Annotated in this window: 31 protein-coding genes; 10 read left to right on the forward strand and 21 right to left on the reverse strand. The window is 62.5% G+C overall.

Annotation, left to right across the window (positions count from 1 at the left end):
* Positions 1-55 precede the first annotated feature (55 nt).
* Both NKI24_RS26960 and NKI24_RS26965 read left to right on the forward strand, forming a co-directional pair.
* Positions 56-1087 carry a LacI family DNA-binding transcriptional regulator gene (locus tag NKI24_RS26960; protein ID WP_352700173.1) on the forward strand — a complete coding sequence of 344 codons (1032 nt, stop codon included), beginning with the start codon at positions 56-58 and terminating at the stop codon, positions 1085-1087.
* 221 nt (positions 1088-1308) lie between these two features.
* Entirely contained in the window at positions 1309-1473 is a 165-nt protein-coding gene (locus NKI24_RS26965; protein ID WP_352749767.1) for a hypothetical protein, read from the forward strand.
* On the opposite strand, the gene NKI24_RS26970 is transcribed toward NKI24_RS26965, so the two are convergent.
* The 10 genes from NKI24_RS26970 to NKI24_RS27015 form a co-directional block, all read right to left on the reverse strand.
* Positions 1470-1892, reverse strand: a complete 423-nt coding sequence (locus tag NKI24_RS26970; RefSeq protein WP_352708556.1) for an aconitase X swivel domain-containing protein — start codon at positions 1890-1892, stop codon at positions 1470-1472. The genes NKI24_RS26965 and NKI24_RS26970 overlap by 4 nt on opposite strands.
* The gene (locus tag NKI24_RS26975) at positions 1889-3139 is read right to left on the reverse strand and encodes an aconitase X (RefSeq protein WP_352749769.1); all 1251 of its coding nucleotides are present in this window, start codon (positions 3137-3139) and stop codon (positions 1889-1891) included. The genes NKI24_RS26970 and NKI24_RS26975 overlap by 4 nt, the downstream gene beginning before the upstream one ends.
* 80 nt (positions 3140-3219) lie before the next feature.
* Entirely contained in the window at positions 3220-4287 is a 1068-nt protein-coding gene (locus tag NKI24_RS26980) for an ABC transporter ATP-binding protein (protein ID WP_352452725.1), read from the reverse strand.
* On the reverse strand, positions 4287-5075 hold the full coding sequence (locus NKI24_RS26985; protein ID WP_352749652.1) for an ABC transporter permease: 789 nt from the start codon (positions 5073-5075) through the stop codon (positions 4287-4289). Before NKI24_RS26985 ends, NKI24_RS26980 begins: the two co-directional genes overlap by 1 nt.
* Entirely contained in the window at positions 5075-5944 is an 870-nt protein-coding gene (locus tag NKI24_RS26990; RefSeq protein ID WP_352749772.1) for an ABC transporter permease, read from the reverse strand. The genes NKI24_RS26985 and NKI24_RS26990 overlap by 1 nt, the downstream gene beginning before the upstream one ends.
* Before the next feature lie 68 nt (positions 5945-6012).
* On the reverse strand, positions 6013-7074 hold the full coding sequence (locus NKI24_RS26995) for an ABC transporter substrate-binding protein (protein ID WP_352749655.1): 1062 nt from the start codon (positions 7072-7074) through the stop codon (positions 6013-6015).
* Positions 7075-7127: 53 nt separating this feature from the next.
* Positions 7128-8102: a PfkB family carbohydrate kinase gene (locus NKI24_RS27000; protein ID WP_352749775.1), complete on the reverse strand. Its 975-nt coding sequence runs from the start codon at positions 8100-8102 to the stop codon at positions 7128-7130.
* Positions 8099-9139 (reverse strand): ADP-ribosylglycohydrolase family protein, encoded by a 1041-nt coding sequence (locus tag NKI24_RS27005; protein WP_352749661.1) that lies wholly within the window; start codon positions 9137-9139, stop codon positions 8099-8101. The genes NKI24_RS27000 and NKI24_RS27005 overlap by 4 nt, the downstream gene beginning before the upstream one ends.
* A gap of 3 nt (positions 9140-9142) precedes the next feature.
* On the reverse strand, positions 9143-9868 hold the full coding sequence (locus tag NKI24_RS27010) for a GntR family transcriptional regulator (protein ID WP_352452745.1): 726 nt from the start codon (positions 9866-9868) through the stop codon (positions 9143-9145).
* Positions 9869-10035: 167 nt separating this feature from the next.
* Positions 10036-10290: a hypothetical protein gene (locus NKI24_RS27015; RefSeq protein ID WP_352452719.1), complete on the reverse strand. Its 255-nt coding sequence runs from the start codon at positions 10288-10290 to the stop codon at positions 10036-10038.
* A gap of 276 nt (positions 10291-10566) precedes the next feature.
* Here NKI24_RS27015 and NKI24_RS27020 point away from each other — a divergent pair, with 276 nt between their 5' ends.
* Positions 10567-10899 carry a hypothetical protein gene (locus NKI24_RS27020; protein WP_352452718.1) on the forward strand — a complete coding sequence of 111 codons (333 nt, stop codon included), beginning with the start codon at positions 10567-10569 and terminating at the stop codon, positions 10897-10899.
* A 144-nt stretch (positions 10900-11043) separates the two neighbouring features.
* Here the strand turns inward: NKI24_RS27020 and NKI24_RS27025 are convergent, their stop codons facing one another.
* Complete coding sequence (locus NKI24_RS27025) at positions 11044-11727, reverse strand: hypothetical protein (RefSeq protein WP_352749778.1); 684 nt, start codon at positions 11725-11727, stop codon at positions 11044-11046.
* 432 nt (positions 11728-12159) lie between these two features.
* Here NKI24_RS27025 and NKI24_RS27030 point away from each other — a divergent pair, with 432 nt between their 5' ends.
* Entirely contained in the window at positions 12160-12474 is a 315-nt protein-coding gene (locus NKI24_RS27030) for a hypothetical protein (protein WP_352708981.1), read from the forward strand.
* Between the two features lie 117 nt (positions 12475-12591).
* Here NKI24_RS27030 and NKI24_RS27035 read toward each other — a convergent pair whose 3' ends face one another.
* The 4 genes from NKI24_RS27035 to NKI24_RS27050 form a co-directional block, all read right to left on the reverse strand.
* Positions 12592-12819, reverse strand: a complete 228-nt coding sequence (locus NKI24_RS27035) for a DUF2934 domain-containing protein (protein WP_352452716.1) — start codon at positions 12817-12819, stop codon at positions 12592-12594.
* Between the two features lie 86 nt (positions 12820-12905).
* Positions 12906-13118 carry a hypothetical protein gene (locus NKI24_RS27040; protein WP_352452715.1) on the reverse strand — a complete coding sequence of 71 codons (213 nt, stop codon included), beginning with the start codon at positions 13116-13118 and terminating at the stop codon, positions 12906-12908.
* A 124-nt stretch (positions 13119-13242) separates the two neighbouring features.
* The gene (locus tag NKI24_RS27045; protein ID WP_023675766.1) at positions 13243-13548 is read right to left on the reverse strand and encodes a DUF1236 domain-containing protein; all 306 of its coding nucleotides are present in this window, start codon (positions 13546-13548) and stop codon (positions 13243-13245) included.
* 342 nt (positions 13549-13890) lie between these two features.
* Positions 13891-14187, reverse strand: coding sequence for a hypothetical protein (locus tag NKI24_RS27050; protein ID WP_352749781.1), 297 nt, complete (start codon positions 14185-14187; stop codon positions 13891-13893).
* Positions 14188-14355: 168 nt separating this feature from the next.
* Here NKI24_RS27050 and NKI24_RS27055 point away from each other — a divergent pair, with 168 nt between their 5' ends.
* Complete coding sequence (locus NKI24_RS27055) at positions 14356-14631, forward strand: hypothetical protein (RefSeq protein ID WP_352452712.1); 276 nt, start codon at positions 14356-14358, stop codon at positions 14629-14631.
* A gap of 51 nt (positions 14632-14682) precedes the next feature.
* On the opposite strand, the gene NKI24_RS27060 is transcribed toward NKI24_RS27055, so the two are convergent.
* From NKI24_RS27060 to NKI24_RS27085, 6 genes are all read right to left on the reverse strand, one after another.
* A complete protein-coding gene (locus NKI24_RS27060; protein ID WP_352749783.1) occupies positions 14683-14982 on the reverse strand; it encodes a hypothetical protein in 300 nt (99 codons plus the stop codon).
* Between the two features lie 170 nt (positions 14983-15152).
* Entirely contained in the window at positions 15153-15476 is a 324-nt protein-coding gene (locus NKI24_RS27065) for a hypothetical protein (protein WP_036245970.1), read from the reverse strand.
* A complete protein-coding gene (locus NKI24_RS27070) occupies positions 15476-15679 on the reverse strand; it encodes a hypothetical protein (protein WP_352452710.1) in 204 nt (67 codons plus the stop codon). Before NKI24_RS27070 ends, NKI24_RS27065 begins: the two co-directional genes overlap by 1 nt.
* Complete coding sequence (locus tag NKI24_RS27075; RefSeq protein ID WP_352452709.1) at positions 15664-15933, reverse strand: hypothetical protein; 270 nt, start codon at positions 15931-15933, stop codon at positions 15664-15666. The genes NKI24_RS27070 and NKI24_RS27075 overlap by 16 nt, the downstream gene beginning before the upstream one ends.
* Positions 15933-16145, reverse strand: a complete 213-nt coding sequence (locus tag NKI24_RS27080) for a hypothetical protein (protein WP_352452708.1) — start codon at positions 16143-16145, stop codon at positions 15933-15935. Before NKI24_RS27080 ends, NKI24_RS27075 begins: the two co-directional genes overlap by 1 nt.
* A gap of 1 nt (position 16146) precedes the next feature.
* Positions 16147-16944: an N-acetylmuramidase family protein gene (locus NKI24_RS27085; RefSeq protein ID WP_352452707.1), complete on the reverse strand. Its 798-nt coding sequence runs from the start codon at positions 16942-16944 to the stop codon at positions 16147-16149.
* 158 nt (positions 16945-17102) lie between these two features.
* Between NKI24_RS27085 and NKI24_RS27090 the strand changes: the two genes are divergently transcribed.
* The 5 genes from NKI24_RS27090 to NKI24_RS27110 all read left to right on the forward strand — a co-directional run bounded on the left by NKI24_RS27090 (position 17103) and on the right by NKI24_RS27110 (position 18742).
* On the forward strand, positions 17103-17288 hold the full coding sequence (locus NKI24_RS27090) for a hypothetical protein (RefSeq protein ID WP_352749787.1): 186 nt from the start codon (positions 17103-17105) through the stop codon (positions 17286-17288).
* Positions 17289-17428: 140 nt separating this feature from the next.
* Positions 17429-17611 (forward strand): hypothetical protein, encoded by a 183-nt coding sequence (locus NKI24_RS27095; RefSeq protein WP_352474194.1) that lies wholly within the window; start codon positions 17429-17431, stop codon positions 17609-17611.
* A 179-nt stretch (positions 17612-17790) separates the two neighbouring features.
* Positions 17791-17958 carry a hypothetical protein gene (locus NKI24_RS27100; RefSeq protein WP_352484420.1) on the forward strand — a complete coding sequence of 56 codons (168 nt, stop codon included), beginning with the start codon at positions 17791-17793 and terminating at the stop codon, positions 17956-17958.
* A 154-nt stretch (positions 17959-18112) separates the two neighbouring features.
* Positions 18113-18286, forward strand: coding sequence for a hypothetical protein (locus NKI24_RS27105; RefSeq protein WP_023675754.1), 174 nt, complete (start codon positions 18113-18115; stop codon positions 18284-18286).
* A gap of 234 nt (positions 18287-18520) precedes the next feature.
* On the forward strand, positions 18521-18742 hold the full coding sequence (locus tag NKI24_RS27110; protein WP_352749790.1) for a hypothetical protein: 222 nt from the start codon (positions 18521-18523) through the stop codon (positions 18740-18742).

The following is an 18742-nucleotide window of genomic DNA, read 5'->3' on the forward strand; positions in this document are numbered from 1 at the left end:
TGAAATGCGTGATCTCGATGCGCCCCTGGCGCGTTTTGGAATGAGGTGATCGACAGTGCGGTCCACCCTGACAGACATAGCCCGGGAGGCCGGCGTTTCGGCCGCCACGGTCGACCGTGTGCTCAACAACCGCGCCGGGGTTCGGGCGCGCACCCGCGAGGTCGTGCTCGAAACGGCGCAGCGGCTTGGCTATATCGCTGAAAATTCGAATAATCCGAGCTCGCTCAACGCGCTGCGCGGTGAGGTAATACGGCTCGATTTCGCCCTGCCCGCCGGCACCAATTCCTTCATCAAGATGCTGCACCGCCAGATCGAGGCGCAGGCGCAGGCGCGGCCGGACCTCGACGTCCGCGTCGCTACCATCGAAGGCTTCAATCCGGACCGGCTTGCGCGTCTGCTGCAGGAACTGCACGGGCAGACGCAAGGCGTCGGCGTGATCGCGCTCGACCATCCGACGGTCCGCGAGGCGATCCGCTCGCTTTCGGCCAGCGGCGTCAAGGTCGTCACCATCGCTTCCGACATCCTGCATGTGCCGAGGGTTGCCTATATCGGCATCGACAACCGCGCCGCCGGCCGGCTCGCCGGCTACCTTCTCAACCGCTTCATGGGTGCCGGGCGTCCGGGCAAGGTCGCGCTGTTCGCCGGTTCGCTCTCCTATCGCGGCCACGAGGAGCGCGAGATGGGCTTCCGCCACATACTGACGGAAGAATCGCCCAATCTGCAGATCGTCGAGATGCGCGAAATGCTCGACGATCGGGAAAAGGCCTATTCGGAGGCTTCCGCCCTGCTGGATCGGCACCCGGACCTGGCCGCCATCTACAATGTCGGCGCCGGCAACACCGGCATCGCCCGCGCACTCAAGGAGCGCGGGCGCGCGCTGTCGACGGTCTTTCTCGGCCATGAGGTAACGGAGGGCACCAAGGAGCTTCTGCTCGACGGCACGCTCGACGCGGTCATCGACCAGAACCCGCGCGTCGAAGCCCGTGAAGCGCTCAACACCTTGAGCCATGCGGTCAGGGGCTTGCCTTACGAATTGCACCAGCCAAGGCTGCAGGTGATCTTCAGGGAAAGCATTCCGGAGATCTGAACGGAGGGCCGAAGCCGATCATAGATGCGCCGCCCAATACCAACAGCGCCTTCGTCTCCGCCGCCGGCGACGACCGTCTCGCCGGCCAGCGCCTTGAACCCGCAAGACGGCGCAAGGACAGACAGCGCCAGCGGCAGCATAACCGCCATGCTGCCCGATCGAAACCAGCGCATCTGCCCGCTATCACGGCCGACCATGCCATTTCGCTCCTGTGGGTAAGGTTGGTCGCATGGCCGGCCGGTTCGGCATTCGGCCGGTTCGCGGCGGAAGCGACTGCCGCCAGGACGGTGCGCGAACACTGGCGCGGCACGCTGGCGCTCGGCCGCAACGAAACACTGGCCGCAGCCTACTGGCGGCGGGGCACGGCGGGACTGATGGCCGGCTAGAGCTTGCTCACCATCGCTTGCGCATCTTGGCCCAGACCGATTGCGATCCGGTCGCCGGAGACAATGCCTGACATGTCGCAGACAACCAGCGGCATGCTGATTTCGTAGAGGAATTCGGCAACGATGGCGCCGACGGCAAGGATCGGGTCCGGCCGCTCCAGGATAATGCCGGCCGGCGCCGTGCCTCTGCGGATCGCTTCGGCCAGAACCGAAGACGAGGACGACGACCCTCGCCCGCTCGGCATCACCAGGATCTTGCCGGCGATATTGCCGCCCAGGTCCGGATGCGAATGGTCGATGATGTCGCCCGTTTCGACGTCGATCCCGCCCCAGAAGCTGAGCGCCTGCGAAAGCACCAGCGCTGGGCCTTGTGCCGAGCCGGAAAGGTGGAATGTACCGGTTCTGGCCGGCGTCTTCATGGCGCGCCTCGCACGACGCGGCCGGCCGCAGCCGAGCGGACGCAGTCTTCCATGTCACCGAAGGCCACCGAGACACCGATATTGCCAGGTGCGTAATGCGCCCATTTGCCCGAATTGGTCATCACCACGCCATCGAGACGCTCGAGGATCGACGTGACATAGGTGCAGGTGTCGGTGACCGGAACGAGGCCGAAGGCTTCCATGCCGGCCAGTGCGCCTTCCTCCTGCAGCCGCGTCAGCGTCGCGCGCCCTGTGTTGACATAGATTGGGACACCCTTGCCTGGACCGACTTCGCGCAGCAGCGGCAACAGGCGCATCCACTCGTCATAGGAGAAATGCGGCGTGCCTAACGACACGGCTGCAAGCTGCACGCCATCGGGGACGCTCGACAGCCTGGCCAGCGCATGGTGGATGTCAGCGCGAGAGATCCGGATTTTTTCCTCCGGCGCCAGGCCGTGCAACGCCTCATCCGGCGTCTTCGCCTCCGGCGTGATGCCGACGGCATGAAACAGCGCCACGGCACCCGTCGTTGCCGCCGCCGCCCCCAGCGCCTTCAATTGGTCCTCGTCGCGCGGCTGCGGCAGGCCCGATATCACCGGAATGCGGTCGCGAGCCCTTTGCCCGATGATCAGCCCAACCCCGACAAACAGAGCGTCGGTTGGCTCTAAGGCAGCGTCGGTCAGCTCGAACAGGACCTGGCCTCGTCGATTTTCACTCAGGTGCAGCCCCCATGCCGGCGCGCGCCCGGTCATTGCGCAGCACAAATCGACGAAATCGCCATAGCGGTTGGTCCGCGCGCCGATCACCGAATTGGCAAAGACGATGGCGTTGGATTCACCCCAGGCGATCTGCTCGCCAAACCCTGGCCGGAACCGCGTCTGATAGGGCGCGCAGGTGAAGGTCGCCTGGCAGCCGAGTTCCAGATGCGCCTTCATCAGACGGCGCGCCGGCACTTCTTCCGCGGCCGTCATCTTCACCAGCCCGGGATGGATCAGATCGAACGAGCCGACATTCAGCGTCGTCGGCACCCGAACGCGGCCGCCGCCCTCGATCAGCCTTTCGACGAAATCGAGGCTGGCCTGGCCGTGATAGAGGCAGCCGTCGATATGGGCACCGGCAATGTCCAGCAACTTGCGCGCCCCGACCGCCTTCGAAAAGGCAATCAGGATCTTCATGGCGGCAGCGGCTGCCGAGCCTTGCTCGCCATGCAGCATCGACTGGTCGCCGGCATTCAATTCAAGGGGCATCGAGTATTCCGCTTCGGAGTTTGCCCAACCATGCTTTCCCCGACTGCGGGGCGTCTGGCAAGACTGAAGGATTGAATCTGCTAGCTCGCGGCGATCAGCACCGTACTCTCCAGCGACCAGCGCAGCACCACCTCTTGTCCTTCCGCCAGCTTTTCGATGCCGGTGTTCTGCACGATGACCTTGATTGTCTGGCCATCGCGATCGACAAAATACGTGCTGTTGTTGCCGGCGAAGATACGCTTGGAGACCCGCCCCGTGAGCATGTTGGCATGGGCTCGGTCCGGAACGCCGGCATTGGTGGCGATGCGGATTCGTTCGGGCCGCACGGCGCAGCTCGCCTTCATGCCGGCGACAAGCGTAGCCCCCGCGCCTGCGGCAATCCCCGTTCCGTCAGGCAGTCGGATGCCGTTGCCCGTGCTGTCGCCGCGAAGGATGTTGGCGTCGCCCAGGAAAGTGGCGGCAAACTCGCTCTTCGGCCGATCGTAGATCTCCTCGGGCGAGCCTTCCTGCACCAGCTTGCCATCGCGCAGAATGCCGATGCGGTCGCTCATCGTCAGCGCTTCTTCCTGGTCGTGGGTGACGAAGATGGTGGTGATGCCGATCTCGCGCTGGATGCGCTTGAGCTCGATCTGCATGTCGACGCGCAGCGCCTTGTCCAGCGCGCCGAGTGGCTCGTCAAGCAACAGCACGCGCGGCCGGATGACGATCGCGCGAGCGAGCGCAACCCGTTGGCGCTGGCCGCCGGACAGCTGATGCGGCCGGCGGCCGCCGAGCCTGCCGAGTTGCACGAGGTCGAGTGCGCGCTGTACCTCGCTGGCAATCACCGCCTTGGGCTCGCCGCGCACCGACAGGCCAAAGGCGACATTGCCGGCAACGCTCATGTTGGGAAACAGGGCGTAGTTCTGGAACACCATGCCGATGCGCCGTTTTTCGACCGGCACCCGTTCGACGCTCTCACCACCTATGGTGATGCGGCCGGAATCGGGAAAGTCGAAGCCCGCGATTTGTCGCAGCAGCGTGGTCTTGCCGCTGCCTGACGGCCCGAGCAGGGCATAGAAGCCGCCATCGGCGAAATCGATAGACACATCGTCCAGCGCTTTATGGGCACCGAAAGCGCGCGACACGTTCGCTACTTGGACGCCAGCCATTACTTCTCTCCGCCGAATTTGAAGGAGCGCGCCGTCAGCAGCATCAGTGCCATCGACACGACAATGATGATTGTCGAGACTGCATTGATCTCTGGTGTGAATCCCTTGCGGATCGCGGCGTAGATTTCGACCGGCAGCGTCGTCTGACCGGGCGTCGACAGGAAGTAGGATACGACGAACTGGTCGAAGGACACGGCGAAGGCGAACAGCCCTCCGGCGATGACGCCCGGCATGATCCAGGGCAGCGTGACGCGGTTCGTCACCTGCCATTGATTGGCGCCGAGCGAGCGCGCCGCCTCTTCCAACTCGGGCGCGAAGGTCTGCAGTCGCGCCGACACCACGACGATGACATAGGGCAGTGCAAGCGCGACGTGGCCGAGCAGGATGGCGAACAGGCCGCGCCCGATGCCGACGCCGAAGAAGAAGATCAGCATCGCCGTGCCGGTAATCAGCCACGGAATGGCGATTGGCGGAAACAGCAGCGCCTGCAGGAATTTCTTGCCGCGAAACTCATAACGGTAGAGCGCCAGTGACGCCGCCGAGCCAAGCACCACGCAAATGATGGTGGTGATGACAGCGATCTCGAGGCTGTTCCAGGTTGCTGAGATGAGCTGGTCGTTCTGCCACAGCGAAGCATACCATTCCGTCGTCCATTCGAACGGCAGCTGGTAGAAGGGCGAAACGTTGAAAGACATTAGAGCCATAATGATGATGGGCACATAGAGGAAGGCAAGCAATAGCCAGATGTAGAGGCGGCCGAGCCATTCGAGGACCCGTGTCGTCGCCATCACGTAGCCCTCCTCAGCACCGGCGAGGCAACCGCCAGGATGACCAGCACGACGGCCAGCAGGATGAAGGAGAGCGCAGCACCCAGCGGCCAGTTGAACACGGCGACGAACTGGTCCTCGATGACAGTGCCATAAAAGGTGCCGATACGGCCGCCAAGGATGCGCGGCTCCATGAACGAGCCAACGACCGGGACGAAGATGAGGGCTGCGCCCGCCACTAGCCCCGGCATCGACAGCGGAATGATGAGCCGCTTCAGCACCTGCAGCCGCGAGGCGCCGAGCGAGCGCCCGGCCTCGATCAGCGAGTCATCGATGGCCTGCAGGGTCAAGTAGCAGGTCAGCACCATGTAAGGCACGTAGGAGTGCACCAGCCCGATGATGACAGCCGGATAAGAATACATCAGGTCGATGTTGATCTTGAACGGCAGCACGGCGTTGAGCGCGGTGTCGAGAATGCCTCCTTCACGCAGCACCATCGCCCAGGAGAAGATGCGCACCAGCCCGTTCGACCAGAACGGCAGGATGACGAGCAGGAAAATCGCCTCTCGGCTGCGGCCTTTCAGCACCTTGGCCAGCACATAAGCGGCGGGATAACCGATGACGATGCACCACAGCGTCACCTCGAGGCCGAGGCGCAGCGAGGCCAAAAGCAATGTCAGATAAAGGCTTTGTGAAAAGAAGGCGGCATAGTTTTCAAGCGTGAATGCCCACGGCTTTCCCGACAGCGGCAGGTCGGTCATGAAGGAGAAGAAGACCATGGCTGAGAGCGGCAGGAAGATCGCAACCGTCAGCCAGAGATAGGCAGGCGCCAGCAGCGGCAAGGCCGATCTCAATCCGCTGCGCGACGCGGCCGCAACCTGTGCTGCCATGACATCCTCCTCCCAGGATGGGGAAGCATCAGCCGACATGTTTGGTCGGCTGATCCCGGCTTCTGCTGTTACTTCACGTCGACCTTGAGCTGCTGCCAGAGCGACAGATAGGTTTCGCGCTGGGCGTCTGTGATCGGCGCCTGGAACTGAATGCGCTTGGCGACTGCCGGGTCACCCATCACCTTGCGGTTGAACGCATCCCCGGGAAGTGCTTCTACAGCCTTGGTGTTGGCGGATACCGGGGCTCCGACCTTGGTGACCCATTCGACATAGAACTTCGGGTCGATCATGTAGTTGATGAAGGCTTGCGCCCCGGCGACGTTCTTGGAACCAACCGGAATGGAAAAGGCGTCAAGCCAGGCGACGGCACCCTCCTGGGGAATGACCAGCGAGACCGGCAGCTTGAAATGCGTCTTGGCGCGGTCGGCCGAGCCGCTCCAATAGGTGCCGATGTCGATCTGGTTGGAGGCAACCATCTGGTTCCAGTCGTTCTCCGAGCTCCAGAACGTCTTGATCTGCGGCATCAGCGAGGTCAGCTTCGCCTTGACCGCCTCCATGTCCTTGACGTCGTTGATGTTCTGGCCGGTAGCGATGGCGCCGAACTGCACGGCCTCGACGGCATCGTCACGGATGGTAACGCGGCCCTTGTGGGCGGGATCCCACATTTCGGCGATGCTGGTCGGCGGCTTGTCGAATGACTTGTCGTTGATGGCGAGCGCCGTCAGCCCCCAAACCCACGGCACCCCATAGACCTTGCCGTCATGGACAAGCATCGATGATCCGGCCTTGTCCTTGCTGATGTCGGCATAGTTCGGCAGCTTGGACGTGTCGATCGGCTGAATGAGCTTTTCCGCCATCGCCTGATCGTTGAAGGCGGCATTGATCATGACGACATCGTAAAGGCCGGGATTGGTCCTGAGCTTGGTCAGCATTTCCTGTTCGGAATTGAAGAAGTCGTTGACGACCTTGTTGCCGGTTGCCTTTTCGAAGGCGGCTATGGCCCACGGCTCGTCGGCGCCATAGCCCTTCCAGTTGAGTACGTGCACCTCGTCGGCCCTGGCGGCCAGCGTAAGCGCCGAAGCGAAGACAGCGGTTGCCGTCAGAAAAGCAGTCAGTTTGGGCATGCGCATGTTCGTTCCTCTCATTATTGCCCGGTTGGCGGGCTTGTTATCCCATTAGGCTGTCACAAATGGGCCTCTTGCTTCCGGCCATGCACGGTCGTCGGTCGATCGTCATGGCTGAGGAATCGCTGGATCTCCTGGTCGTTCGGCGCCGACGACCCGCCATGGCGGGTGACCGAGAGCGCCGCCGCCGCATTGGCGTAACGCGCCGCTTCGAACGGCGACACGCCGTGCGACAGCGCGCTGACTAAGGCGCCGATATGAGTGTCGCCGGCGCCGTTAGTGTCTACCGCCGCGACCTTGAACCCGGGCACATCTTGGGCGGTGCCGTCGGCCAGCCGCACGAAGCAGCCTTTTGCGCCAGCGCGGACGACAACGCCTGCCGCGTTGGGGCAGTGGCTGGCCAGCAGCCGGGCAGCAATAGCCTCTACATCGCCGGTGCCGGCGATCTCAGCCGCTTCGGTGGCGTTGCAGCTCAGCCAGCTCGTGCGCGCCAGCACCCGGTCGAGAATGGTGCGCGGAATGTCTGAGATGATCGGCGTCGGATCGACGACTAAAGGAATTTCCGCCGGCAGCACCTCGATCCAGTCGACAAGCGCCTCTCGGCTTCCCGGATAGCTAAGCGTATAGCCGGAGGTGAACACCCAGTCGCCCGGTGCGACCGAGATGAGCGCCATCATGTCAAGGCTGAGCACACTCTCCGCACCAGGCCATGAGACGAAGGTGCGCTCGGCATCGCTCGAGATCATGGCGACGCAATTGCCACTGTCCATAACCGCCGATGGCGGCGTGAGTGTCTCGATTCCCTCAGTTGCTAAGGCCGCGCGCAGGAAGTCGCCATTGGGTCCGCTGCCGAGCTGGCCGCCGAACACCACCTTCATGCCGGTGCGGCTGGCCGCGACCATCATGTTGAAGCCGCCGCCAGCGACTTGTGCATAGCTTGACGCGGTCTTCTCCGTGCCCGGTGCCGGCAAGGCATCGATGCGGTAGACATAGTCGACCACCGCGCTGCCGATATGGACGAGACGCCCGCTCATGCTGCCGCATCCTTGCCGGACCTGCTCTTCGCCGCCCGCAGGGCGACCAAGTCGGCGGCGAGCGCGCGCACCCGCCCAATGTCTAGGCCTTTGATCCGGGCGATGTGTTTCTGTGGCAATCGGGAAAAGCCGGTGCAGGCACCGGCCATGCCGGCCGCGATGGCGCCGATCGTGTCGGTGTCGCCACCGAGATTGGCGCTGATGACTGCCGCTTGCCAGGGATCGCCGCCGGCGACTTCCAGCACCGCGAATGCAGCCGGAACGGACTCCTGACTGGCGACGCCGGTGCCGACCAGATCGGTGATCAGCCGGATCGCGTCACTCGTCTCCTTGCCGCGTACGAGCTTCTGCGCCCACCCAATGCGCGCGGCGATGTCACCGCCGGTCACCCAATAGCCGAGCGTTGCCCCGTGCCTCGCCCCGGCGATGGCTCTGTCGGAAGCGGCGCGCCAGTCACCGCCAGCGATGCCGCGACTGATGGCGGCAGCGACCGCTGCGGCCGAAGCGATTGCGATTGACGTGTTGTGCGTCGCCCTGCAAGTTTCGGCCACTTTGCCGACCAATGCGTCAAGCGGCTCTGGCGGCATCATGATGCCGACCGGCGCGATGCGCATGGCTGCACCATTTGTGTCGCCGCTGCGTCCCGCTTCCTCGGCTGGCATACCGTTATTGATCGCGTCGATGGCGCGTTTGGTTGATGGTCCCAGCAGATCGTAGCTGCCGCGCGCCTTGACATCGCGTTCCCAGTCGAGCAGCGCGCTGACCCACCTCGCATGGTCGAACCGGTTACCGGATTCGACCAGGATACGGCCAAGCAGAAGCGCCTGTTCTGTGTCGTCGGTGATCGTCCCGGCCGGGAGTCCCTTCGACACCGGATGGTCGGGGAAAGGAGCAATGAAGTCCTCGACATGACCGTAGAGTTCGGCAATCCGCGCCGGCGACAAAAGCTGCGTCGGCATTCCCAGCGCATCTCCCAGTGCCCCGCCCACAAGCGCTCCCATAGCCCGATCGGTTATGCTCCCGGTGTCGTCCGGCATCTCTCAGAACCTCATATGCAGCGCAAAATGCGCCGGGTTGAGCAGGCTGGTCACATATTCGATCGGCCGGTCATCGGCGGCGCGGGTTAACCGGCGACCACGCAGGAACGGCGTGCCTTGCGGGCAGCCGAGGATTGCGGCATCGTCGGCGTTGAGCATTTCAATGCCGACCCATTCCTCGCCATGGTCGGGAATGAGGCCGGCGCCGCGCAGCGTCTGGTGGAGTGAGCCTTCGCGCAGGCCGCGCAACGGCACGTCCTCCAGTTCGGGTGACAATGGCAGGCGGCTGCGCTCAATGGAGATAGCGTGGCCGTCGCTGGCATTGGTGCGCACCCGATCGACAGCGATGAAAAACGGGTTTTCTATACCAAGCAGTGCGGCAAGATCGGGGTCCTCGATCACCTCGAGCCGCAGCGTCCGCGTCTCGGCATTTGCGCCGGCGTTGGCGAGCGCCCGCGACCAACCGATTGAGTCATCAACGGGCTTGCCATCGAAGGTGACGAAAGAGCCGATGCCGACCTTGGTGGTGATCAGCCCGCGGCTGGACAGTTCCTCGAGGCCCTTGCGAACGGTGTTGCGGCTGACGGAGAAACGCTGGACGAGCTCGTTCTCGCTTTGCAACCGGTCGCCGAAGCCCAGAACACCGGAGCGGATTTCATGTTCGAGAACCGTGGCGATCTGTTCGGGCTTGCCCGTACCGGGAGACGATGGGACCACGCGGCGGACCATAGGCATACCTGTTCATTGCACCTGTATAGTCCTGTGCAATGTATCTGCAACGCCAGCTCTGTCAACCGACCGCGGAGGGCCACACAGATAGACCAAGCTGCTTGATGGTACCCAGAGGCCATGAAGGCCATACGAGGTGCGGCGGGCAAACGGGGTCGCTGGAGATGTCACTGTTCGCTGCTGGAAGACCCCTCGACTGCCCCGTCACCATCTGCAGAATGCGGCAGGATGCCGAAGTCGCGCGACTTGGTCCCATGCGCTGCCGTCAGGAAACCATCGGCTGTGAGGCCTCGCCTCAAAAGTTCCCGTACCGCGGCCGACCGGCTCGGCATGCGCTTGTCGAAGCGCCAGTTCTCCAACGCCGCCAGTTCATCGGCGGTCAGCATGATCTGCAATCGTTCCGGGCGTTCCAGTTCGGACATCTCGGGCCTCCAGTCATACCAGCCTAAATGCAGCTGAGTTAGTATGTTCCTAATTTTCTGTATAGTTAGGTACGTGAGCAGAATGCGTCAAGGCCTTCAGATCAGCGAGTCATGCAGAAGTCCGATGAAGCGGAACAAGCATCAAATGGGCAATCAACAAAATACGCTAACTATTTGACATAAAACGAGTTTTAAGGAATTTCGCTTGCCAGTCGCGAATCCTGGGCGCATCGTGGAACACGAGGGACAAACCGCTCCTGAAGGGAAGGTTTTTCCATGCGCTACGGATTTTCGGTTCGCCTGCACGAAGACGTCAGTTCCCGAGTTCGGGCTACATTGCGGTCCGGGATTGCCATCAATCTGACTGCTGTCGCCGAAGCCGCGCGACTGCAGAACCTCGCCGAGAATGTTGCGCGCGAAGACATCGAATGGCTCGTCATGCAAGCAGCCCAGCTCTACGGGGCGGCTATCGAGTTCGACGGCTTCGCGGAAACCGATCTGGCGGAGTTTGCGTGCCCTCAGCTGATGCAAAGCAGCCCCGCCGTGGGCTGGGACGCCTTGGAAGACGGAGCGTCCGCTTCGCCGGATCCTGGCCGTCAAACACACTGAGGCGCGTGCTCGTGTGAGCCCCCGCCATGCTGCCGCCACGTGCTCGGCAAAAAAGCCCGCCGCAATGGCGGGCTTTGGACTGCAGGAGGTTTGGTGGACGAAGGCCTCTCGGCCCGGTCCGACATTTCTTCCGATGTATTCGCCTTAGCGGCGGGCGATCAGCAGGCACAATTGGCGCAGATCGCTGTCGTAAGTGCCTGCGCTGCTGAGCACGTCAACGCAGCGCTTCTTCATCCTGGCCAACTTGTCGCCCGACATGTCGGCAACGACCTGGGGCAAGCTGGGATTGTTGGGATTGCTGGGATTGGACGGGCTGCCCGGGTTGGACGGATTGCTTCCACCACCGATCCCGACACCGGCGCCGACATTGATGCCACTGCCGACCCTGACCCCGGCACCTGCGTTAACGCCGCTGCCGATACCTACCCCGGCGCCCGCCGCGATGCCACTGGGACCGCCGATCGTCGCGCCGGCACCGCCGTTGATGCCGCTTCTGCCCCCGACCGATGCGCCGGCGTCCGCGGCGATGCCACTGGAACCGCCAACCGTCGCGCCGACACCGGCGTTGATGCCGCCGCTGCCGCCCACCGAGGCACCGAGGCCTGCCTTGATGCCGCCGCTGCCGCCAACCGTTGCGCCGGCACCGGTGTTGATGCCGCCGCGACCGCCAACCGTCGCGCCGAGGCCGGCTTTGATGCCGCCGTTGCCGCCGATGGATGTTCCAACACCAACGGCAATTCCGTCCGCCGCATTCACGGGCATCGAGAGCATGAAAATAACTGCGCCGCCTGCCACCGCATCGGTGATTGTTTTGATTATGGTGGTCATAACACTCTCCTTGCTGTAGTTGCGCTGAACAGCCCGCGAGATCGCCGGTTGCATACCTACTAATTTGCAAGGATATAATCGGTTTCTTTGCCGATCAACTCGCTGGCTCCATGGTATATTTTCAAAGAACAGCCGCGTGAAATTTGTAGTGAAATTTTCCGAAAGTTTTACTTTGGGATGGCCTCTACCGATTGAAGCGATGCGAGTGTGAGCTGACGGCGCCGTAACAGATGAACGTCGCGACGGTCGGCGGCCAAAAGAAGGCGAATTCCTAATCTGCAAACCACAACATCAAACCTACATACGGCAATAGAACAATGGACCGAGAAGGTCCGCGCTGCGCGGGTTTGCTTCACCGTGCTGCGTCATTTTTGCAGGAACCTTCCATCACCCGGGTTGTTTTCTCCGTAGTCGCCACATGATGATAACCGAATGATGGAGATCAGCATGCTTACGAAAATCCTGACAGCCTCCATACTTGCAGCCGGTCTGGCGACCGCGGCGATGGCCCAGAACGCCGGCTCGGACAACAATGCGCCTGGCAGCGAGAAGAGCATCGTCGTCCAGCCCAAGCCGAACGGTATTGACCCTGGCACGACCAGCAGCACGACGGGTACGACGGGTGCCACGAACTCCAATGCGGATGAAAACTGCCCTGCAACCCCGCAAGGAGCTCAACCCGATGCGTCCAACAAGCCTGCCGGGACGGTTTCACCGACTGTCAACGACAACAATTGCGGTAAGTAGTTAGCCGCGACAATCGGGTTTACAATCGCGGGTGGGCTTACGGCAGCGGGACCGGTTAGGACTGGTCCCGTCCAACCGAACGGCGAGATCCAGCGATGGAATCAAATCCGCTCGAGTTCACGCTTTGCGTGGTCGCGCCTTGGATTTGGTTTCCTCCTTGGCGGCGGCCGGCTTAGGCTGGCGTGCTTTCGGCTTCGGTCGGCTGGCGGTCCCCGGCGCGGCGGTTTCCGCGTCGATTTCGGCGGTAGCCTGATCCCAATGCTGCTGATGTGCCCCATCGGGCCTGCCTGCCTGTTCCCAGATCGCGTGTGCCCGCTGGCGAATCCGTTCCTGCCTGTCCGTCACTGATACCTCCGTCGGCTCGGTTCATGCGTAAGCAACCTTGTTCTAGCTGAAATTTCGACCCGCGTCATGAGCGGCAGGCAACACCGTTATTGAACCTCTCTGTCACACAGGACAGCAACGCCGAGGAGCGCCGCCTTCTTGATGATCAGCCCTTCAAGGTCCGCGTCCGAGCGCTCGGTTCCGGTGCGTTCGCGCAACAGTGCTATCGCCGCCTTCATCGACAGCAGGCCATCGCCTCGTTCAGCAAGCAGTTTGTCGACGGCGGCGGCCACGTTGACCGGCTCGACATGCGGCAGCATGGGAATGGCTCCTTTCCTTGTTTCGAGACGATAAGGGCTCCATCCCGATCGCTCGGGATGGAGCTCTGATTTGGTTATTAGACCGTGACCTTTCCAAACCCGGTTCGCGGTTTGGCAACGCCGATCACTCGATGACCTGCACGATCTTGCGGGTGCCTGGGTCGACGAGCACGGTGCGATTGCCGACGACGACGTATCTGTACCGCACGTCTGGAACATCGATCGGTTGCAGCTCGACCGTATCGGGCAACGTGGAACCGATATTGAGCTCCACCCCCAGAAGACTGATCGACGCAAGCGGGTGCTTGTGGACGTATTCGCGGATGACCGTCTGCTGTTCGGGCGTGACAATCACCTGGTCCGCGGTGGCCACGCCGACGCCGGCAAGCAACGCCAATCCCGCCGCAGCAGGAACAAGGTGGATTTTCATCGTCTACTCCTGTTTTTACGGGCCTCGCCCTTACAATTGCGACGCGGCATTCCGGTCGAAGCGGCGAACCCTCTAGGCAAACGCCCACGCCACCTTGTTGTTCCGTAAGTGGCGGCTAATCGAACAGCGGTGAAGTGCCCGTGCGGTGCGGCGAATGGACTGCGAATGAACTGCGGTGGCCCGCGTCGCAAGACGCGGGCCGATCGGTTTCCCGATCAGCAGCGATACCGGAGGGGGGTGATATCTACTGCGTCTGAAATAACATTTAGGACAAGCTAATGTTCCTAAGCGAGTGCAACAAACCTGCCGGCGCAAGCGGCGCGAAGTTGCCGCTCGTCGCTGCTAATGCTTTGGCGGCTGTGGCGGCACCTCGCCGGGCTTGATCACCGGGGTCCTGCCCTCGTCCGGCGGTGGCGCCGCCATGCCCTGATCGCCCGTTGGCGGGGGCTTCAGGACCCCACCGCATGGCTCGAGCGTATCGGACAAATTGTTGCCGGCCGGCTTCTGCTGCTCGCTGTTCTGGTCCGGCAGCTCGACTTTGCAGCGGTCGGATTGCGCCTGTTCGCCCGGCTGCGCGGCCGCCGGCACCGCCAGCAGCAGCGCACCTAGCATATACGGCAAGAAAATGAGCGGTCTCATATCGAGCTCCTTTCGCGCCAGTATCTTCTGAATGTGAAGGCGGGCAGGCGCGATTGGTTCCGTCGTGCGGCAATGCGCCCGGACCGCAGCGGCACGGAACCGGCCGCCAGACTTATGAGTTCAACCACTGAGCCAATTCAGGGCCGCTGACATTATGGAGAACCGGCGATGGAACCGCGCAGGAAAGAACGAACCGACGACGAGACGGAGAGCCCGACGATCCAGCAGCAGGACTGGGATGCCATCCGGAGCGGGAGAATCCTCCCTAACGGCGTGCCGCAAAACGGCGATATTCGCTATGACGTCGAGAAAAGCGGCGAACTGCCGGAGGAGGACGACGATAACGCTTACCAGGAAAGCGACGAGGCCTTGCCGGACGACACCGATGAACGCGTCATTTCGCGCGATCTCGAACGGGAACGTGGTGCTTTCGACGAGGAATGAGCCACCGCCTTCCGCATTCTGCATCGGCGGCCGGATGAAAAACCCTTGCTTTCAGTCCGGGAGGTCGAAGACCGGATCCTGGCAGCGATAGACCGGACATTGACCGTCACGCGTCTTGATATAAGCGGCGCGCGGCACCTGCGGCCAGTCGCATTCATTGCCGAATTGGCGGACGTAACGGTCGTAGGTGTTCTGGCCGGTGGTCAGCACCACCGAGCGACGCCTCTGGATCAGAAGCTGTGCCTGTTCGCACGTCATCGCGCGGCTGTCCGGCCGGGCGTGGGCCGTCGCGGCAAACAGAAGCGCCCCGGCTGTCAGGACCGCCGCTTGTGTCAGGACCTTGGCAAGCATGACACCATCTCCCATGCCTAACCCGCATCTTGCTCGGGCAGCGCCGGATCGAGCCGCCGTCGCGCAGAGGCAGATCGTACAGAATGCGAGGGAAAATGCAAAAAGCCCGCCGCACCTTGCGGCGCGGCGGGCTCCAACCGAACGTCACTATTTCGTCGGGCTTGGGCGGCTTATTCCTCCTTCACCGGCCCGAACCGGCGCACGATAACCTCGAAGACGATGTCCGAAATCCACATCGCCGAGACGCCAATCAGAAAAGCCGCGGCCAGCGTCGTGGTGTCGTCGTCCGGAGAAGGGATGGGCAGGCCGGCGGCGCGGAAATAATGCACGACCGGCAGCGTCAGATAGGCCGCCGCCAGCGCGCCGCAGATCGGCGAGGCCACCATTTCGCGGACTTTGTAGCGATGGCGCGACAAGGCCCGCAAAATGCCGCCGGACAAGCCGGCGACCAACACCGGTGCCTTGATGCCCAGAACATCGAGCAATTCGTGCATCATGGCGTCCAACCGCACCATCTGGCGCCCTGCCCGTTGAAGGCGTTCATCTCGTCGAGCTCTGGCCGGGTCATGGCGGCGACCACGGCCGCCGATGGCCGGCGCGGCTGGTTGTGGTCGCACCAGACCTGGCGCGGATTGCCGGCCGGTGCGGTTGTCGTGCAGCCGGCGAGCACCACGCAGAGGATCAGCGCTTTGCCCATTTCGCAGCCTCCGCTCTTGCTGCCGCATCGGCCATGCCGGCGGCCTTGCGCTCTTCGGCGGCGGCCTCGCGCCTCATTTCCAGGCGGTCTTCGGCGGCCGCGACTTTTGCCTCGGCCTGTTTGACCGCCTCCTTCTTCGCCCGGTTGATGCCGCCCGCAACATAAAGGCCGATGCCGCCGGCCACAGCGGCGAATACCGTCATGACGACCTTGTTGCCGAGGATGGCGCTGAGAATGCTGAGAAGCGCTGCCATCACAGATCCTCCGCGCGGCGACGGCGAAGGAACTCGGTCAAAACGCCGTTGATGACGAGGAACCAGGGGAACCATTCCCCCGGGATGATCGGCGAAAGAACCTGCGGGTCGACATAGGTAACGATGGCCGCGATGACGCCGATGGCCGCCTGAAGCCGCGCCCAGAATATTGTCTCGCTGTCGCGGAAAAAGCTCTTGATCCGGGTCCACATGTCATTTCCTTCCAAACAGTTTGAGGATGGCTGATAGTTTGAGGATGGCGGCGATCGGCGCTGCCCAGAAGCCGGGCCTGGCGGCAGGCACAGGAGGCACAGAGGGCGTAGCGGTCGCTTGTGGAACGGCGATTGGCTTAGCGGGCTCTGGCGGGGCTGCAGGGACGACCGCGGATGACGCCGGACCGGCAGACGGCCAGGGCGTGTCCTTGATGCGCGACCATTTGCGATAGGCCTCGGCAAGCCTGGTATCGTAGGAGTTTTTGCGATAGCCGGCGCCGTTGTAGCCCTTGGCGAATCCCGACCAGTCATGATTGCGCAGATTGCCGTCGAGCCGGTTCTCGACGATGAAGTCGATTGCCGCGCCGAGCTGCAGCGCCTCGTCCGCCATCATTGCCTCGGCCATCGCCTGCACGGTAAGGAAGCCCGCGGCCTTGAAATTCTCGCCGAGGACCTGACCCAGCCCCCATGACGCGGATTTGAGCGCCGCGGTTTCGTCGATCGCACAAGCTGCCCTGAGCCGTGGGTAGCTATCCATGGGATAGGGCTTCTCGCCCCACTTCGGATAAGCGAGGCCGGCGGCTACCGCTTGTGCCCGCTTGGCACCCGACAGGTTGCGGTAAAAGACGTGCGGTTCAAATAGGATGACCGGCCGGCCAACGGCGTCGAAGCCGTGCCCGCTGGTTTCAACATCGAGGAACGCGTGCATCTCGTCCTCGCCGACGCCGATCCGGGCACCGAGTTTCGGCAAGTCTATATCATCGAGGCGCCTGGCGGCGCCCCTGAACGTCATGTCCATGGGCAGTCCTTTCCGCCCTCGCGGGCAAGGTTTTGAGGTTGAAAAAGCAGATGCGTGGCGGCAAAGCAGAATTGGGCGGCAGCCCGTGCCGATGTTGCCGTGGCAAGGAAGGTTGATGTTTTCGATCCGCCGTGTGAAATGGCCGCGGGATGGTGCACATGTCTGATGATGAACAAACCGCTGCGGCGCGCTGGTCGGTGAAGTCCGAACTCCGCGCCGTCGGTCGCGACAAGCCGCTGCTGCTGGTGCTGGCGGCGATCCTCTGCCTCTATTGTGCGTTTATCGTCGGACCGATCGTCTATGCGGTGCTGGCCATCAACGGCATTGCGGATTTCTTCAAATGAAGCCAGTTCCGGCGATCTCGCTCAGGTCCCGGTTCCTGCGTCTACCGCGCCTGAAATTGCTCGACCTGGATGAAATTGCTTAGCCGGGATGAAACTGTTCCCGTCTATCGTTCGTACCTGTAGCGGGTACGGGAGGACACGTGACGATAAGAATCAGGCTTCCGGGCGGCACCTTGAAGATCAAGAAAAGGAACGAGCTGCGGCGCCGCGAGCAGAACCGCGAGGTGCCGGTTTGGCAGGTCGGCAATTACTTCGTCATCTGGTGGCCGAGCGGCGTGTCCGATCGCCCATCCTCGCCCAGAAAATCCTCGCCCAGGAAATAGCCCGCGCACCAGACGATGCCGACTGAGCAATGACGCCTCCGTGCGGGATCGGGAACGGCCGCGCGCGCCCAAACCTCAAGACCGCTCGACTAGTCCCAGAAATAGTCAGCGGGCAGGCATTGACTCTTCCGCAGCGGAAGGTCTCTGATGCTGCATTGCACAATGGGGTGGCGGAATCGATGGCGGTGCGTATCAGGATGCCTGGCGGCACGCTGAAGGTGAAGGTGTACCGCGAATTGCGCGACCGCGAACGCGCCCGCCGCATACCCGTCGTCAAGATCGGCCGGGTTTATTTCACCTGGTGGTCGAACCGCCAGCGCCTGATTGATGATCAGTCGCCAGGATGAAGCTCCTTCGGCCGGCCCTGCCCGCCTGGCACCGCGAAGCCTCCGCAGCTCGCAAAATAAGTTGATGATCCTGCTGTTGACTCTTCCGCAACGGAAGGTCTCTACTTACCGCATTGCACGAAAATTGCTGCGTTGCACAACGGGAGTTGGACCGATGGCAGTGCGTATCAGGTTGCCTGGCGGCACTCTGAAGATGAAGACCTATCGTGAGTTGCGGGCCAGGGAACGCGACCGCCGCGTGCCTGTGATGAAGATGGGCTCGCTGTATTTTGTCTGGTGGTCGAAAAGCCAGGAACCTCACCAGAAGCCGCAGGACAGCAGACGGTAGCGGCTCCGCCCGCGGTGGGTCTGCGTCCGCGTCAGCGATAAACTCTAGCCGAAACCTCTCCCCCAGGATTTCTGGTCGAGTTGCAGCGCCATGTTGGTGTGACTCGCGCGGCTCCCGATTGTTCTGACGTCTTTCGGCGATTTTCACGCGTCTAGGCTGGCGGACTCGATCGTCTCGCAAGCTTGCAAACCGCCGCCGCTTGTCGCAATAGCTAGGCCGTAAAGAGACGCATGGATGATGGAGGCTGACCTGTCTATTGCGAACAGCCGATTTCGGTTGTCGGCTCAGTTAGCCGACGAGCCACCGATCCCACGTGCAATTATTGATTCGGACCTCGAAGACGCGGCGCGGGCATTCTTCGAAGGGGTATCTGAAAACCAACATTGGAAGCATTTCTTCGAGCGATCGCAGCTTTTCGCTGAGAGGGTGCGAAAGTCGCGCTTCGGCCGCAACTGA

It is taken from the genome of Mesorhizobium sp. M0701 (assembly GCF_040320365.1).
Taxonomy (GTDB): Bacteria; Pseudomonadota; Alphaproteobacteria; order Rhizobiales; family Rhizobiaceae; genus Mesorhizobium.

Coding starts and splice junctions, on each gene's coding strand:
- NKI24_RS27025 (WP_352749778.1), bottom strand. CDS start 11,727: ATGACCACCATAATCAAAACAATCACCGATGCGGTGGCAGGCGGCGCA.
- NKI24_RS27005 (WP_352749661.1), bottom strand. CDS start 9,139: ATGCCGGACGACACCGGGAGCATAACCGATCGGGCTATGGGAGCGCTT.
- NKI24_RS27100 (WP_352484420.1), top strand. CDS start 17,791: ATGGCGGTGCGTATCAGGATGCCTGGCGGCACGCTGAAGGTGAAGGTG.
- NKI24_RS26975 (WP_352749769.1), bottom strand. CDS start 3,139: ATGCCCCTTGAATTGAATGCCGGCGACCAGTCGATGCTGCATGGCGAG.
- NKI24_RS27060 (WP_352749783.1), bottom strand. CDS start 14,982: ATGCTTGCCAAGGTCCTGACACAAGCGGCGGTCCTGACAGCCGGGGCG.
- NKI24_RS26990 (WP_352749772.1), bottom strand. CDS start 5,944: ATGGCAGCACAGGTTGCGGCCGCGTCGCGCAGCGGATTGAGATCGGCC.
- NKI24_RS27070 (WP_352452710.1), bottom strand. CDS start 15,679: ATGGGCAAAGCGCTGATCCTCTGCGTGGTGCTCGCCGGCTGCACGACA.
- NKI24_RS27080 (WP_352452708.1), bottom strand. CDS start 16,145: ATGTGGACCCGGATCAAGAGCTTTTTCCGCGACAGCGAGACAATATTC.
- NKI24_RS27110 (WP_352749790.1), top strand. CDS start 18,521: ATGATGGAGGCTGACCTGTCTATTGCGAACAGCCGATTTCGGTTGTCG.
- NKI24_RS27010 (WP_352452745.1), bottom strand. CDS start 9,868: ATGGTCCGCCGCGTGGTCCCATCGTCTCCCGGTACGGGCAAGCCCGAA.
- NKI24_RS27050 (WP_352749781.1), bottom strand. CDS start 14,187: ATGAGACCGCTCATTTTCTTGCCGTATATGCTAGGTGCGCTGCTGCTG.
- NKI24_RS26970 (WP_352708556.1), bottom strand. CDS start 1,892: ATGAAGACGCCGGCCAGAACCGGTACATTCCACCTTTCCGGCTCGGCA.
- NKI24_RS27090 (WP_352749787.1), top strand. CDS start 17,103: ATGTCTGATGATGAACAAACCGCTGCGGCGCGCTGGTCGGTGAAGTCC.
- NKI24_RS27075 (WP_352452709.1), bottom strand. CDS start 15,933: ATGGCAGCGCTTCTCAGCATTCTCAGCGCCATCCTCGGCAACAAGGTC.
- NKI24_RS27040 (WP_352452715.1), bottom strand. CDS start 13,118: ATGCTGCCGCATGTCGAGCCGGTCAACGTGGCCGCCGCCGTCGACAAA.
- NKI24_RS27105 (WP_023675754.1), top strand. CDS start 18,113: ATGGCAGTGCGTATCAGGTTGCCTGGCGGCACTCTGAAGATGAAGACC.
- NKI24_RS26995 (WP_352749655.1), bottom strand. CDS start 7,074: ATGCGCATGCCCAAACTGACTGCTTTTCTGACGGCAACCGCTGTCTTC.
- NKI24_RS27085 (WP_352452707.1), bottom strand. CDS start 16,944: ATGGACATGACGTTCAGGGGCGCCGCCAGGCGCCTCGATGATATAGAC.
- NKI24_RS26980 (WP_352452725.1), bottom strand. CDS start 4,287: ATGGCTGGCGTCCAAGTAGCGAACGTGTCGCGCGCTTTCGGTGCCCAT.
- NKI24_RS27055 (WP_352452712.1), top strand. CDS start 14,356: ATGGAACCGCGCAGGAAAGAACGAACCGACGACGAGACGGAGAGCCCG.
- NKI24_RS27000 (WP_352749775.1), bottom strand. CDS start 8,102: ATGAGCGGGCGTCTCGTCCATATCGGCAGCGCGGTGGTCGACTATGTC.
- NKI24_RS27065 (WP_036245970.1), bottom strand. CDS start 15,476: ATGCACGAATTGCTCGATGTTCTGGGCATCAAGGCACCGGTGTTGGTC.
- NKI24_RS27045 (WP_023675766.1), bottom strand. CDS start 13,548: ATGAAAATCCACCTTGTTCCTGCTGCGGCGGGATTGGCGTTGCTTGCC.
- NKI24_RS27015 (WP_352452719.1), bottom strand. CDS start 10,290: ATGTCCGAACTGGAACGCCCGGAACGATTGCAGATCATGCTGACCGCC.
- NKI24_RS26985 (WP_352749652.1), bottom strand. CDS start 5,075: ATGGCGACGACACGGGTCCTCGAATGGCTCGGCCGCCTCTACATCTGG.
- NKI24_RS27020 (WP_352452718.1), top strand. CDS start 10,567: ATGCGCTACGGATTTTCGGTTCGCCTGCACGAAGACGTCAGTTCCCGA.
- NKI24_RS27030 (WP_352708981.1), top strand. CDS start 12,160: ATGATGGAGATCAGCATGCTTACGAAAATCCTGACAGCCTCCATACTT.